This window comes from Sporosarcina highlanderae, assembly GCF_030433715.1.
Classification (GTDB): Bacteria; Bacillota; Bacilli; order Bacillales_A; family Planococcaceae; genus Sporosarcina; species Sporosarcina highlanderae.
The window spans coordinates 39,268-54,494 of the sequence record NZ_JAROCC010000010.1 but is presented as its reverse complement, the minus strand read 5'-3'; the positions used below and the strand labels follow the sequence as shown (position 1 = coordinate 54,494).

Here is a 15,227-nt window from a genome sequence, read left to right as displayed (position 1 = left end):
TTCCTCCATCTATTTTTCTGTTTGCTCTTTGGTCTTTTCCACGCCATATTTATCCCAATTGATAAGATTTTCTAACACAAGCGCTAAAATAATCCCCACTAAAAGTCCACTGCTAAGAACCGGACGGACAATGCTTGGGATTGTAATGAAGTAAGTAGCAGGAAGGGTCATAATTATAATCCCCACAAACAATGGAACTGCCGAACGATACACATTGACCGTATTAAATTCAACCTGTTTAAAGAAATTAAATGAAGAATTTAATAGAAGTAAATAAGAGACAAATAACGCAGCACTACCGATGCTTAGTGGAAGCTGTGAGAAAAAGTGGCCGACTGGTGGAATCAGTCCCATAACAAGGAACATTAGGCCACCAAGTACAAACGGAATTCTTTTTATGATTCCAGTCTGACTTAAGAAACCAATTGATGAAACGTAAGGTGAATTTGGAACAAGACCAAAAATACCAGCAATAAGTGTGAAAGCACCAGTAATTGTAAAGGATGCCCTGTACTCTGATTTTTTCGTTTCCACGTTATACATACTTTCCGTTCCCTTTAATGCTCCAAATGTATTAGCTGAGTTCAACAAACCAGCTATTACAGTCGTAATAATAATTCCCATATCCCATGCAGGCTTTCCTAACGGGAAGAATTCAAGTTTAAACGATGTAGATGCGCTGATGGCACTTTCCGACTTGAAAATAAGCGCGAATACAATCCATCCGACGATAATTCCAATAAGTAAACCATAGCGGCGAATGCTTGAAGGTGCCTTCACACTGATCACAATAACCAACGTAGCAATTACGATTGATAGTAAAGTAACAGGTACATCGATATGGGCACCTGCGGATTGGTTGCCAAATGGGATGCCTAACATCCCCTTTAAAAAGATTCCGATCAACTGACATCCAAATAAAAACATAAATACACCCATGACAGCAGGTGTAAATAATTTTGCAATACGCGGTCCAAGCCCTGTAACACCAATCAAAAATGTAAGAATCGCTGTAATGATAATTCCAACAGTTAGACTGCCTCCAAGTATAGGTAAAGGCATACCTTGAGCAGTAGCTGTAGCGACGAGTGTCAAAATGACGCCCCACCAAAGTCCAGATTGCCCTTCCATAATGGCACGTTTATGGCCGAAATATGCTTGAATGATACATGCCAAACCAGTTACGACGAAAGATAACTGGAGCATATTGACAATCGTGTTCTGGGAAAGTTCAAAAGCTGCACCGACAGTTATCGGTATAACAACTATATTTGTAAAAATAAAAAAGAGCCATTGTAAGCCCGAAATCCAGTTACTTGATTTAGCTAACTCTTTGATAATAATCACCTTTCTTTCTTGTGAATAACAACAGATGTGATGCCTACTAAAACGCCCAATAATGTGTCGGCGCCAGATGTATGTCCGATTTTCTTCATTTCATCAATAGCTTCAATAAATTCAGATCCCATTGGTTGGTTCAGAACATAACATATCCCCTGAAGGTGTGAATGAAACTTGTTGTCAGTAGCATAAAGAAGATACTCTAAAGCAATATCCGTCGTTCGTTTTCGACCCCGGTCATCCAAATAGGATATAAGTTGTTGGATAAACGTTTGATCGATGCCAACAATAGAGGATAGGACTGCACAAATCCCTGTAATGACATCGTCCCCACTTGGGGTGAGTCCAAGTCCTCTGCCGATCCAATAATCGAATACTTCTTCAGCTTTCGTTCCTTCTTGATTGCGAACAAGATTGATCAGGTCGGATAATTTTTCGAAAATGACACCATCCTCATTGGATGATGACGGATCCATAAGATAGTGAATGATTTGCCTTTTTTCTTCATCATTCTCCCCAAGGCCAGTTTGCCAATTCTCTTGCAGAAGCTTATCAGCTATGAACGAAGCACTTTCTTTTATATGGGATAGCTGGTATTCGAACGGTTGTACCTTATGATTCGTCCAATTTGCTTGATTAAGCACAAGGGAAATCCCATTCGGAAAAACAATAGACTGTGAATGATTTTCCCAAGAAACCTCCTCGTTAGCACGCACTAATTTTGTAAGCAGTAGTGCCATTTCTTGACTTAGACCAATACCGAAGGGAGCAAGCCCATTCTCATAAGCACCGATATGGACAAGATGCTCATTGAAGACTAAGTTGAAACTGCTGTTAAAAACACTATGGACACGGCCCATTGGGCACTCATTTAAGATAAGCTTTAAATCATCACTTGCCGCAAGTGCAGTCATTGTAAATGGCCCGCTAGTATGATCGGAGTTCGCACCTAATGAATAAAACAATACTTTCACCCCATAACTAAAATAATATCCATTTTATGACTTCCCTATTTTCGTCACTAACTATCTTAGTCTACAGTTTTTCACAAAAAAAGTCATTGTATAACATGACTAATTTAAGCTTTGATTTTTGTTCACTTTTAACGTAAAATGAAAGTTACTGTTTCTGTCATTATGAAAACTTTTTACTAAAGAGGTATCTAAATGAAAACGATAAATGATTTATTAATATTGGAAGGGATGAAGGAAGGGATTGTACTTGCAGGGCACCGTGGACTAACGAGAAACGTACAATTCGTTAATATTTCCGACACACCCGATGTCATCAACTTCTTGTCTAAAAACCATCTTCTTCTCACAACAGGATATGCTTTTAAAGATGACCCTGAGAAATTCTGTGAGTTAATTCAGCAAATGCACGACTTAAATTGTTCAGGTCTCGTTATTAAAATTAACCGTTTCTTCAACGAACTACCGGCTGAAGTGAGATTACTTGCGGACGATTTGGCATTTCCAATTATTGATTTACCAACAAAACATACCTTAGGTGACGTCTCTCGCCACATCTTGAACTATTTAAATGATGCTGAGTCTGAGCAACTGTATTATGCCCTGCATATACAAAAGGAATTTTCAAACATGCTTATTAAAGGGTATAGCTTAGCAGCCCTTTTGGAACAATTGGGACATTCCTTGGCACGTCCAGCACTTCTTTTGAACCATAGGGGAGAAAAAATCGCACAAAGCCATGATTTCTTAAAGGAATCGATGAAAGTAATTGAACAAGAAATTATACAGAAGGTAAAAGAAAACTTACCCGCTGCTCGTGAGGGTACAACCTTCTCGATCCCATCCCGAGAGCAACAATCCGTTTCCACTTTCCCTGTTCAAACGAAACGCCAATATGCAAGTATGCTCGTTATATTCGATTCGAAGACATTGCCCTACCCCTCTTCACAAATGGCAATTGAGCAAGCTGGCAATGTAATTTCTTTCACCATCATTAAAGAACAGGCGATCGAAGAAAATTCCAGGCTATTGAAAAATAACTTCTTCGCTGATTTAATCGAAATGAAAATCCAATCTGACGAAGAAATTACAAGCAGAGCAAACTATTATGGATTGGAAAAGGAACTGGAAAATGTCTGTGTCATTTGTACGATTGATGCGGATGGCGATATCTACGAAACCTTACAGTTATACGAAAAGAAAGTCGGAGAATTGCATAATAGCGTTTACGATCAACTTGAAGATGAACTCATTCATGGTAATTTGGAAGCGACATTATTCACAAAAGGAAAGTACTTCGTCATGATATTACAATTTCCTAAATACGACGATGAGGAGATTGACTTGATTACCGCATTCACAGAGAATGTCCAAGCAAGCTTCAACGGTGAATTCAGCCTTTCATTCGGAGTGAGCCATTCTGTTCAGACCCTTAAAGAAATACCAACAGCTTATGATGAAGCTGTTGAGGCGATATTGACTGGGTACGATCAGAATTTGAAAGGGTTTGTCAAACATTATAAAACACGGGATTTAAAGGAATTATTGAACACACTGTCCCGGAAAGACCTAAAAGCACTATACGAAAATACATTAAAGTCACTGGCTTATCCAAAAACGAAGGATGATCAAGATTTAGTGAAAACGATTCAAGTTTACCTTGATTCGCAATGTGAATTTTCAGAGACATCGAGGAAATTATTTGTTCATCGTAATACTGTAAAATATCGGATTGAAAAAACCGAAGAACTGCTTAACTGTTCACTTCGGGATCCTGCCGACTCTTTACGAATTCGCGTAGCTCTTGTTATCGGCTCGATATTAAAAGAAGATGAGGAAGAAAATAGCTAAAAAGAAATCCCCAACCGTTTCCGGTTGGGGATTTTTATGTCATTTATTGAGCGGAAATCAACTTTCCGATCGGCTGGCCTACGATGCCTTCTTTTAAATCAAATACAACATGTCCGCGTACTATTGTTTTTGTTACACGGCAGTCGATTTTTCTACCTTCATAAGCACTATGCTTGTTTTTATAATAGAGGTCTTCTCTTTTCACTGTATAGGACTGATTCGGATCCACTAAGATGATATCAGCATCTTTCGAGACAGCGATTTCACCTTTTTGTGGAATATTGAAACGTTCAGAAGGATGTGTTGCGATTAGTTCAACAAATTTATGGACTGGTAAGCCACGTTGTTTAACTGCCAAGTCAAACATAAGGTCTACGTTGTTTTGCGCTCCGCTAATTCCACCCCACGCTTCCCAAAGAGTACCTTGTTTAAGTTCTTCCGTACATGGTGAATGGTCGGATGTTAGCCAATCGATATTGCCGTTCAGAAGTTCGTCCCATAGTCTTGCTTGGTCTTTCGCTTTTCTGATAGGTGGCTGACATTTTGCTTTTGGTCCAACTTCATCCACTTCCTCAGCAGTAAAGGCAAAGTAGTGTGGGCAAGATTCAACTGTTACATCAACGCCTTCTCTTTTCGCTTTCAAGATTTCTTGGATTGCTTCCGAAGTACTGATATGAACAAGATGCAATTTACAACCTGTTTCTTTAGCGAAAAGGATTGCACGTTGAACAGCTTCGACCTCTGTAAAGATTGGACGTGATTCTGCATACTCAACTCCTGAGTTTTTCCCTTCTCTTGCAAATTCCTTGGCAAGACCGGATGGGACTGCTGAGTTTTCCGCATGGATGCATAGAATTTGATCTAATTCAGCAAGCTTTTGCATGCCTTTGTATAATGTGAAATCATCCACGTTTGTAAAATCATCCGGAATGTCACTAGTTATATCAGACAAGAAACATTTGAATGCAAGAACGCCGGCATCAGCCATTTCTTTAAGCTTGTCTACGTTTCCTGGTACAAGACCGCCGTAAAAACCGTAGTCAACGTAGTTCTGATTCACTGCTGCTTCAAGTTTAAGTTCTAATGCTTTTTTATTTGTTGTTGCTGGCAGGGCATTCAGTGGCATTTCAACATAACTTGTTGTACCGCCTGCAGCAAGTGATTTAGATCCCGTTTCGAAGCCTTCCCACTCTGCACGTCCTGGTTCACTAATATGAACATGTGTGTCAATCATTCCAGGCATGACGTATTGGCCAGTTGCATCGATTACTTCTTTCGCATCTTCAGTGATTGTTTCAGCGATGCAAGATATTTTCTCATCTTTGATTCCAATATCGACTTTATAAACCCCATCACGTAATACTACGTTTCCGCCTTTAATTACCAAATCGAATGTCATTGTGATTACCTCTTTTCAGCATTATGAAAGTAATTTTATAAATTTTGTCTATATAGACAAAATGCAACACAAGCTCATTTAACTATTTTCTTTTTTAGTTCCCCAGTCCCCTTGGGTGTAACCTCTTTTAGGCTAGACATCTCAAGGAAGCTGTAAAGAAGGAAAGCCACGATAAATCCTGCAAACCAGGAAATATCATATACTGGTTTGAAAAACGGTACAAAGTTCCCGATTAGACAGATGACGCCGGCGACAACCGTAGTGAGGATCGCGTTGATATTAAAGCCGTTTTTCGTACGAGGGAACTTTCCTTCACCTGAGTACAATTCTTTCAAATTGATCTCTGTTTTGGAAATGATGAAGTACTGTGCAATCATGACGCCTGCAATTGGCGCTAAGAGTCCAGCAACGATATTCAAAAATGTGAAGATGCTCGTCGCGTTTTCCATCAACTTCCATGGCATTACAAGAATTCCGATTACAGCCGCTACCAAAGCACCCGTTTTGAATGTAAGCTTTTTCGGGAATAATGAAGCAAGCTGATATCCAGCTGGAACAATATTACCCGTGACGTTAACTGACAACGTTGTTAAACAGAGAGTAAGTACAGAAATTCCAATGGCAAATGCGCCATCAAAGCGAGCGACAACGTCTAAAACGTTCCAAATTGGTGTTCCGAAAGCAATTTCAGATCCAACAATAATCGCTATACTTGCTACTGCAAATAAAAGATATGTCACAACAAGGCCCACTGTCTGCCCGATTGCTTGGTCTTTAGTGCATTTTGCTAACCTTGTGAAATCGGATACGTTCACCATCGGCGCAGCCCAAGCAGCTAATACCGCGGTGACTGCTGCCACAAAGATGATTATCGGATTACCCGCTACACCTTTGCCTGTATATGCAAGTATTGGTCCAATGCCTCCAGCCAAATTGATAGCCCAAATCGCCATGCCACCAAATACAATATAGACAAGCGGTGAAAGGATGTTTGTAAACTTCCCTAAGACTTCCATGCCGCCGTAAATTAAAGCTACGTTAAATAACCAAAAGATCAAAAATGAGATTAGCGCAGGCAATGACAATCCTAAAAGATTCCAATCCCCGCCAAGTGTTAAGTATGTCGGCCATAGCTTGCCGATTAAAATAGATAAAGCTTGGCTACCTGCATAAGTTTGAAACCCAAACCACATGATTGCGGCAATTACACCACGTAACACGCCGGGAATCATCGCACCTTTTGTACCGTAAGATAGACGAACCAACATGGAAAATGGCAATCCGTATTTTGAGCCTGCATGCCCATTTAAAACCATCATTACTGATAAAACGATGGAAGCAACGATTATTGCTGCAAATACTTGCCCTACTGATAGACCTAATGCAAACAGTCCACCAATCGCAATATAGTTGGGAATATTATGGACCGAACCCATCCAAACTGTTGCAAAGTTACTAATACCCCATTTACGTTCTTCTTCTTTAGTTGGAAGGATATCTTCACTGTATCCTATAGACTTTAGTTCTTCTCGATTTATTTGCTCCATGGGAAAACCCCTTTTTTCTATATTCAAAATACCCCGTCTCCAATACTTATTATTGTGCCCAATTCATCCGGATGTATCGGCAGTTTTTTTGGAAACCTCTTTAAATAAAGGGCTAATTCCTTTTTGCAGGTTTTAGTATACAAACTTTCATCCTGAGAGTCGTTATAACTTATAACCAAAAATAAGATATTTTGTTGTTGAAAGTATATGATTGAGCATACAAAATTAGCCACTTTGAACAATTGATTGTTCAAAGTGGCTATGAAGAAAGCGTATTTTTTTCACTAAGTCGTTGTGAAAGTTATTAAGAAGTAGACTAATTTGAATTGGTTTTACTTATCGAATATTGTACCCTTTTTAAAGGATGAACCTTTAAATGCATATTTTGATAGAAGATAATAGGCGATTCCGGATACTACAACACCAATTATCCACGCAAGCTCTACCAATGTAAAGGCAGCAGCTGCTCCAAGGAACATTGCGATAAGTCCTGCTGGATTATATCCTGCAAGAGGTCCGTCTTCTTTGTACAAGTCCTTTATATTTACTTTTTGTTTTCTTAAGATATAGTAATCGACTATCAGTATTGAAATGACCGGTCCTAAAAACGCGGAATAGATGAGTATGAACATATTCAGTCCCGTAGCTGAAGATTCTTGAATTAGCAACCAAGGGAATGCACCTAACGCAAGCAATCCTGTGATGATTGCTGATGGTTTGTATTTTAGTTTTGTCAGCATTGTAATAACATACACTGGCGGAATGATGTTTGCCACCATATTTGTCGCAATTACCGCAATTACGATGAATACAGATACAAATACGGATACATAGTCATTATCTAAGATGATTGGAAGTGCTTTTGCCGGGTTCGTTACACCCGTTGCAGCAGCAAGCATTGCCCCGATGACAATTACAAAACCATACGAAAGAGTGATCGGAACAAAGTATAGTGCTCCACGCTTCTTATCGCTCAAACCAGTTTTCAACTCTCTGGAATAATCCGCGGCACTTACAAAAATACCTGCATAGTTACCTAAGAACACCATGATGAGCCCGAAGAACGGCAAGCCCCATGAACCTTTAGCTTGTACCCAATTTTGGGAAATCTCAGCTGTATGTGATGTCATAAGAAGCCCAAATACATAGACGAGCGCTGCCATGAAGACAACTGATGCGATCGTCTCTACCCATTTAACTGCATGGAAGCCGAATAATGACAGGACAATTTGGAATAGCTGAAGAGCTATGAAACAGATTACAATATTATCAAAAGATCCATTCGTAACGATCTTTGCAATTTCATTCAAGGCAGTTCCGCCGATCCAGCTTTGAATACCGTACCAGACGATGGCGGGAATACCTCGTAACAGTGATGAAATGACTGTCCCTTTTATACCGAAAGACATTCTAAGCTGTACAACATATGGAATACCTTTCCGATATCCGATTCGATCATTTAATGCGAAGACTGTTGAAATGATCCCGATTGAGATCAAAGCTGCCAGGATTGTCTGGTAGATGTTTAATGTCGCTATTCCCGCAACGATCACGCTGGCTCCTAACGTCATATTCCCTAAGTTGACCCCGTCACCAATCCACATGAATATATAGTCTTTTGGCTTGACGGTTCTATCCTTATCGGATTTCGGATGCAATGATTCATCCAATCCAGAGACATGCTCAATTTCTTCGTGTGCAGCCATTGTTTTTCCTCCTTTTAGTATCTATACAAGCATTCATACTATTCAATTTATGAATTTATTAAATATTCGTTTTCAAAAATGGGTCTGTGGGTAATACCATGTTACCCCCTTGAAAACTAATTCCTCGATTACATAACTAATTATACTAGGATATTTTGACTTGTCTTTATCTCCATTAAACAAAAAAATATGACCCTAATAGACACAGTGAATAATGAAATTCAATATAACAAGCAACTTGAACAGCCAATTGTTCACTTTAAACAAAGCGAAATGTCTAATTATCAGTTTACTTAAAAAATCAAGGAACATATAAGATTTTACCGCATTGTTTACATTGAACAAAGGGTTGTATGTATTGAACAAAGTCATGGAGTATTATTATAGGTTAACAAACAAAAACCACCTATCAAATAGTAAGTGATAGATGGCTTGCATTAGTGAATATTAAACTCTAAGTGAACCACGGAAACCCCTTGCCGCATAATAAGAATCTGCACCATTGTGGTATAAAAATACAGTGTTGTAACGCCTATCGCAGAAAATGGCACCGCCAAGTTTTCTAATATCAGCAGGTGTATGGATCCAACTCGATGTTTTCAAATCGAAATCCCCAAGTTGCTGCAGCTTATAGTATTGTTTCTCTGTTAGAATTTCAATACCCAATTCGGCTGCCATATTCATTGCACTATTTTCCGGCTTATGTTTTTTTCTTGCCTCTAACGCCTCATGGTCGTAACAAACACTTCTTCTCCCTTTCGGACTTTCTGCAGAACAGTCATAAAATATGTATTCATCCGTCTCTTCATCATACTCTACAACGTCCGGTTCCCCTTCTGTTCTTTCCATTTCATTAAGCGACCAAAGCTTTTCAGGGTTAGCTGCGAGCTTTTCTTGCACCTTTGCCCACTCCATCCCCTCATGTCGCTCCATATGTTTCCTGAAACGTGCTTCCAATATTTCAAGTAATTCCTCACGTTGGTCTTCTGGTAAGGTTTGTGTCATTTTAACCGCTCCTTTTTTAGTTAACGTACGCTACAATCGTTTAAAAAGCAAATAGAAAACCATCTCGTCGAAACAAGAAGGAATTCAGAGGGGATGTCCCGAAGTAATAGCTATACTGAAAGGAGTTGCTTATTGTGAAACCACCTATAGCAAAACGTATCCCCCACCCCCATGAACTACATGGCGATGTGCGCGAGGATGATTATTATTGGCTTAATGAGAAGGATAATCCTGAGGTCATCCAGTACTTAGAGGAAGAAAACAAGTATTTTGAAGAAATCATGCGCCCGCTTCAAGAACAAACCGAGAAAATTTATCAAAGCATGATTGATCGCGTTCCTGATTCGGAAGTGAATGTACCTGTACAGCATAGAAAATTCTTCTATTATTCCCGTTTGGATAAAAGCAAGCAATATCCAATCTTTGCACGTAAGCAGGCTGCAAGTCGCGATCTATTAGACGAAACAAAAGAGGAAGTTGTGCTTGATTTAAATGAATTGGCTGTCGAAGACGGCTATTTGAGTGTTACTGCACAACGGATGAGTTCGGATCATAAGCTCTTTGCTTATTTGGAAAATCGCGATGGTACGGATCGGTGCACAATCCATATTAAGAACATGGAAACTGGAGAACTATTGCCAGACAGGATTCCTAATGTCTATTTATTCGGCAGTATGGAGTTTGACCGCTCCGGAGATTATATTTTCTACACGACAGTGGATGAGCACCAACGTCCGTACAAGTTGTGGCGACACCGCTTAGGAACTGAGGTTGATCAGGATGAGCTGATCTATGAAGAAGTCGATAAGACGTTCACGTTATTCATAAGTAAATCACAAAGTCAAAAATTCATTTTTGTGCATTCGCATTCCAAAACTACGAATGAGACCCGCATGATCGACACGGATTCTCCGTTATCGCCATTGCAATTATTTGATGCACGACGTACCGGGGTCCTCTACGATGTCGAGCATTGGGGCGATGACCTGATAATCTTGACGAATGAAGATGCTTTGAACTTCAAGTTGCTTCGTTGTCCTCTCGACGATAAAGAAGCACGGACGACTGTTATTGAGCATAGCGAAGCCCGCTATCTTCAAGCGATTCACCCGTTCCGTGACTCGCTTCTTGTGACAGGCAGGGAAAATGGGTTGACGCAGATTTGGGTATTGCGGGATGGCGGATTAGAGCAAATCACTTGGGATGAGCCACTTTATACTGTTGCCGTTTTATCCAATCAAAGCTATGAGGCAGGTGAAGTGTTAGTCCAATACGAGTCGCTGCTCACTCCAAAAACGACCTATGGATTGGATTTGCAAACCGCGGAGATGAAATGCTTGCAGGTTGCTCCAGTTAGCGGCGACTATGAACGTACTCGTTTTCGCCAAGAGCAACTATGGGCGACAGCTGATGATGGAGTGAAAATTCCAATGACTGCGGTCTACTTGGAAGGTGCGCTCGATAATGGCCCTGCACCGACGATCCTTTATGGATATGGCTCGTATGGTTCCAACAGTGATCCACGTTTTGACCCGTATCGCCTTCCAATACTTGAAAGAGGTGTCGTATTTGTCACTGCACAAGTTCGTGGCGGTTCAGAGATGGGCCGGGGCTGGTATGAAGATGGAAAAATGCAGAGAAAGCGCAATACATTCACTGATTTCATCGCAGCGGCAAGACATCTTATTGAGCAGAACTACACATCTCCAAGGAAAATGGCTGCCCGCGGAGGCAGTGCAGGAGGTTTGTTAGTCGGCGCTGTAGCTAATATGGCAGGTGAGCTGTTTGAGGTAATCGTTCCAGCAGTACCGTTCGTCGATGTCGTTACAACGATGTTAGATACGACAATTCCTCTTACAACACTTGAATGGGATGAATGGGGCGACCCACGTAAACCTGAAGACTATTTCTATATGAAGTCATACAGCCCGTATGATAATGTGGAAGCGAAGGATTACCCGAATCTTTATATTACAACTGGCATCAATGATCCACGAGTCGGTTACTTTGAGCCTGCCAAGTGGGTTGCTCGGCTAAGATCGTTGAAGACGGATGATAATGTCATTGTGATGAAAACGAACATGGGCGCTGGCCATTTCGGTAAGTCTGGCCGTTTCAATCATTTGAAAGAAGCTGCGGAATGTTATGCGTTTGTTCTTGATCGTCTTGGTGTTACAACTAAAGAAGGCGTTTTGAACCCCCGTTAATCGGGGGTTTCAGACTGTAGACAAAAGGGGTGGGAATCGAATTGATTTCCATCCCTTTTGTTTTATTTTAAGCATTTGGCTCAAAAAATATTAGACTGACACGACGTTGATTTCCGTTCCGGGCGGACGCTTTCCGGGGGGCTTGCCCTCAGCCTCCTCGGATGTGCTCCCAACGCTTCGCTTTTGGTCGCAAAAGCCGTTCTTCGTAACGGCTTTTCCTGCGGGGTCTTCGCGCTTCGCTGATCCCCCAGGAGTCGCCGCCCTGCACTCCAATCAACTAAATATCCCTGAGAATTCAAGTGAAATTTACAGCCGGCGTCCTTCATGTCCAGCTGGCGAGCTTCCTAAGGTTTAAGGCAGCAAAAGTTAGCATCGCCTGCATGGACATTTTTTTAAGTCCCCTTAGGGTTGTCCGTCGCATGCCATGCTTTTCTTTTGCATCGGCAAAGACACGTTCAATTGTCTCTTTGCGCTTTCATTTCATGATTGTGACGTAAATCTTCAGCTACATCTAAATAATCTTCCCAGATATGACGTAGAATCATTTTTTGGTAATTCTTACTCGCAGTACACTGACAAATCACTGGACACGATTCACAAATGGAAGGAGTCGATGCATACTGGCGGTATCCTTCCTTCGTGGTTGTTCGGTATGTAAGGACCTGTCTATCCGAACGAATGCCGAAGGTATATTGAAGAAATGTCAATTTGATTAGAACTACAGGATCAATGCTGGGTGTTGAATAAAGATCTTCAACTAATGGATAGATAAAGGAGAAATCAATTGCCGCATCCAGTTTGCGTACCAGATGGTCTTGAGGAGCCAACTGCTTTATGGTCAGTATTTCCAACTGGTCTCGTTCATTGATTTGATTCTTAGTCATCATATCCATCACCTCATTCATTTAATAGGAAGCACCGTTGATTGGAGCGGAGAGCGGCGACTCCTGCGGGAACAGCACGAGCTGAAGACCCTGGACTGAGCGCAGCGAGGGAAGCGACTGAAGCCGTGCCCGCGGAAAGCGTCCGCTCGCAGCGGAAATCAACATTTGTAGCATTATCTCTATGTTAAATGAAAAAAGACTGTAGGCTAACACCAAAATTCATGTGTTTATCTACAGTCTGGAACCCCGTTAATCGGGGGTTTTTTAATTACATATGCAAAATACTTTCCCAAAAGATGCACTACTATTGGATAAAAATATAATAAGCAAATTATCTTGGATTTTGATTAACTCAGTACACTTGTCCAAACAACACTAAGTTCAAATCATATTAATAAGGTAGTTCACAAAGAAAGGAGGGAAATCATATGGGACTACATGGATGTTGTGGAATTTCGTTGGGGGTAAATGCTAATCCTCTTCCTGTCTTAAATCCAAACGGGATGGAACGGCTTATCTCCACGGTAACTATTACTGTAAATGATGCTGATGATGTTGTTCGATTAATGGCATCAATATGGGCGGAAATTGAGGCATCAACAGTAAACTCTGTACCGCTTCGAGGAAATACTATGGTGTATTCTATTGTCCGAACATCGGATAATGCGCTTATTAGACGAGTAGAAGATACAGATTTTGATGAACTGACTACTACTTTTACAGCTTTTGATACACCTGGCAGAGGAACATTTACCTATCGCCTATTAGGAAGAATCCTTCGTTCAACCGTACCTGTTCAAACTGAAAGTATAAGATCAGTTGAGTTTACTGCTGAAGAACTTAGCGTTAATTAAGAGGCATTGATTTAAGGTTGCATGATTGCATTTACTTGCAATCATGCAACCCTTTTTACCAATCCTTTTATCTATGTTGGTCGACTAAAATCGGATTGCCATCCGGATCTTGAATCATGAAACTGCCTGGCCCAACTGTAGCTGTGTCCACTTCGTTAATGAACACTATTCCTTTTTCCCGCAGTTCCTCCTGTAATACTCTAATATCTTTGAAGGGATTTATCTCTTCTGCATTACTGTCCCATCCGGGGTTAAAGGTTAACATATTTTTTTCAAACATCCCTTGAAACAGTCCAATTACACAATCACCGTTTTTCATGATTAGCCAGTTTTGTTCAATATCTCCATGAAAAGCAGAGAAACCAAGATTTTCATAAAACTCCCTGGATTTTATAATATCTTTTACAGTTAAACTTGTAGAAAACGCACCTATCCCCATTTTAATCCCCCTTTTTTTGGTAACTACATTATGGAATACCTTTCCATTCCGCACCTTCAAATCATTAATCGATAAACGTGATATCTATTTCCTTATCTTCCTGCTTTTCATAACCCTGCATATATTTAATCCTTCTTTGAGCAGCCGATGCACTTACTTGTTCATCCGCATGATAGGATGAGCGGACGAGTGGACCTGCTTCACAATGGCTGAATCCTTTTTCAAGTGCAATCGCTTTCAGCTCGGCAAATTCATCCGGATGATAGTAGCGTTCAACAGACAGATGTTTTTTAGTTGGTTGCAAATATTGGCCAATTGTCATAATGTCTACGTTATGGGCCAGTAAATCGTCCATTGCCTGGATGATTTCTTCTTTTGTTTCGCCTAAACCGACCATAATGCTTGATTTGGTAGGAGTGTCAGGAGCAATTTCCTTAACCCGTTTCAATAACTGTAATGATCGGTCATAGGTTGCTCTGGCACGGACACGCTTTGTTAACCGGCTGACAGTTTCAATGTTATGGTTAAATATATCCGGTTTGCTGTCCATCAGTGTGAAAAGGCTTTCATAATCGCCTTTCATATCAGAAGGCAATATCTCAATCGTGCATCCCGGATTTTTTCTGCGGATGGCCCGAACTGTTTCCGCAAATACAGCCGCACCTCCATCATTGAGATCATCTCTTGCAACTGCGGTAACTACGACATGTTTCAACCCCATGATAGCAACGGAATCAGCGACCCTTTCCGGTTCATTCCAGTCTAATTCGTTTGGAAGACCCGTTTTGACAGCGCAAAAACGGCATGCTCTTGTGCATGTATCACCTAAGATCATGAAGGTTGCCGTTTTCCGCTCACTCCAGCATTCATGGATGTTCGGGCATCTTGCCTCTTCGCAAACAGTATTCAAGCGATTTTCACGCATCATTTTTTTAATGCCTTGATAGGATTCATTTGTATTGATTTTTGTTTTTAGCCACTCAGGTTTACGTATGTATTCTTGTTGTTTCGTCACGGATCATC

12 protein-coding genes and 2 pseudogenes are annotated in these 15,227 nt (G+C 40.7%); 4 read left to right on the top strand and 10 right to left on the bottom strand.

Annotated elements, in window-relative coordinates:
- Positions 1–9: 9 nt before the first annotated feature.
- Positions 10–1,347, bottom strand: a complete 1,338-nt coding sequence (locus tag P5G49_RS12690; RefSeq protein ID WP_301244297.1) for a uracil/xanthine transporter — start codon at positions 1,345–1,347, stop codon at positions 10–12.
- The gene (locus P5G49_RS12685) at positions 1,344–2,306 is read right to left on the bottom strand and encodes an oxamate carbamoyltransferase subunit AllH family protein (RefSeq protein WP_301244295.1); all 963 of its coding nucleotides are present in this window, start codon (positions 2,304–2,306) and stop codon (positions 1,344–1,346) included. The genes P5G49_RS12690 and P5G49_RS12685 overlap by 4 nt, the downstream gene beginning before the upstream one ends.
- A gap of 201 nt (positions 2,307–2,507) precedes the next feature.
- Between P5G49_RS12685 and P5G49_RS12680 the strand changes: the two genes are divergently transcribed.
- Positions 2,508–4,163 (top strand): PucR family transcriptional regulator, encoded by a 1,656-nt coding sequence (locus tag P5G49_RS12680; RefSeq protein WP_301244294.1) that lies wholly within the window; start codon positions 2,508–2,510, stop codon positions 4,161–4,163.
- 43 nt (positions 4,164–4,206) lie between these two features.
- On the opposite strand, the gene allB is transcribed toward P5G49_RS12680, so the two are convergent.
- The 4 genes from allB to P5G49_RS12660 form a co-directional block, all read right to left on the bottom strand.
- Positions 4,207–5,562, bottom strand: coding sequence for an allantoinase AllB (allB, locus tag P5G49_RS12675; protein WP_301244293.1), 1,356 nt, complete (start codon positions 5,560–5,562; stop codon positions 4,207–4,209).
- Between the two features lie 74 nt (positions 5,563–5,636).
- Positions 5,637–7,109 carry an allantoin permease gene (allW, locus tag P5G49_RS12670; protein ID WP_301244292.1) on the bottom strand — a complete coding sequence of 491 codons (1,473 nt, stop codon included), beginning with the start codon at positions 7,107–7,109 and terminating at the stop codon, positions 5,637–5,639.
- 332 nt (positions 7,110–7,441) lie between these two features.
- The gene (locus P5G49_RS12665; RefSeq protein ID WP_301244291.1) at positions 7,442–8,815 is read right to left on the bottom strand and encodes an NCS1 family transporter; all 1,374 of its coding nucleotides are present in this window, start codon (positions 8,813–8,815) and stop codon (positions 7,442–7,444) included.
- A 447-nt stretch (positions 8,816–9,262) separates the two neighbouring features.
- A complete protein-coding gene (locus P5G49_RS12660) occupies positions 9,263–9,820 on the bottom strand; it encodes a DUF4256 domain-containing protein (RefSeq protein ID WP_301244290.1) in 558 nt (185 codons plus the stop codon).
- A gap of 134 nt (positions 9,821–9,954) precedes the next feature.
- Between P5G49_RS12660 and P5G49_RS12655 the strand changes: the two genes are divergently transcribed.
- Positions 9,955–12,027 carry a S9 family peptidase gene (locus tag P5G49_RS12655; protein ID WP_301244289.1) on the top strand — a complete coding sequence of 691 codons (2,073 nt, stop codon included), beginning with the start codon at positions 9,955–9,957 and terminating at the stop codon, positions 12,025–12,027.
- A 322-nt stretch (positions 12,028–12,349) separates the two neighbouring features.
- Here P5G49_RS12655 and P5G49_RS17585 read toward each other — a convergent pair.
- Both P5G49_RS17585 and P5G49_RS17580 read right to left on the bottom strand, forming a co-directional pair.
- Positions 12,350–12,692 (bottom strand): annotated as a pseudogene (locus P5G49_RS17585) (transposase); the annotation flags it as partial.
- 51 nt (positions 12,693–12,743) lie between these two features.
- A pseudogene (locus tag P5G49_RS17580) lies at positions 12,744–12,911 on the bottom strand (transposase); the annotation flags it as partial.
- Between the two features lie 41 nt (positions 12,912–12,952).
- Between P5G49_RS17580 and P5G49_RS12645 the strand changes: the two are divergent.
- Both P5G49_RS12645 and P5G49_RS12640 read left to right on the top strand, forming a co-directional pair.
- The gene (locus tag P5G49_RS12645) at positions 12,953–13,099 is read left to right on the top strand and encodes a hypothetical protein (RefSeq protein WP_301244288.1); all 147 of its coding nucleotides are present in this window, start codon (positions 12,953–12,955) and stop codon (positions 13,097–13,099) included.
- Between the two features lie 240 nt (positions 13,100–13,339).
- Complete coding sequence (locus P5G49_RS12640) at positions 13,340–13,765, top strand: hypothetical protein (RefSeq protein ID WP_301244287.1); 426 nt, start codon at positions 13,340–13,342, stop codon at positions 13,763–13,765.
- Between the two features lie 67 nt (positions 13,766–13,832).
- Here the strand turns inward: P5G49_RS12640 and P5G49_RS12635 are convergent, their stop codons facing one another.
- Positions 13,833–14,204 carry a VOC family protein gene (locus tag P5G49_RS12635; protein ID WP_301244285.1) on the bottom strand — a complete coding sequence of 124 codons (372 nt, stop codon included), beginning with the start codon at positions 14,202–14,204 and terminating at the stop codon, positions 13,833–13,835.
- 64 nt (positions 14,205–14,268) lie between these two features.
- A complete protein-coding gene (gene lipA / locus P5G49_RS12630) occupies positions 14,269–15,219 on the bottom strand; it encodes a lipoyl synthase (RefSeq protein WP_301244283.1) in 951 nt (316 codons plus the stop codon).
- Between the last annotated feature and the right edge of the window lie 8 nt (positions 15,220–15,227).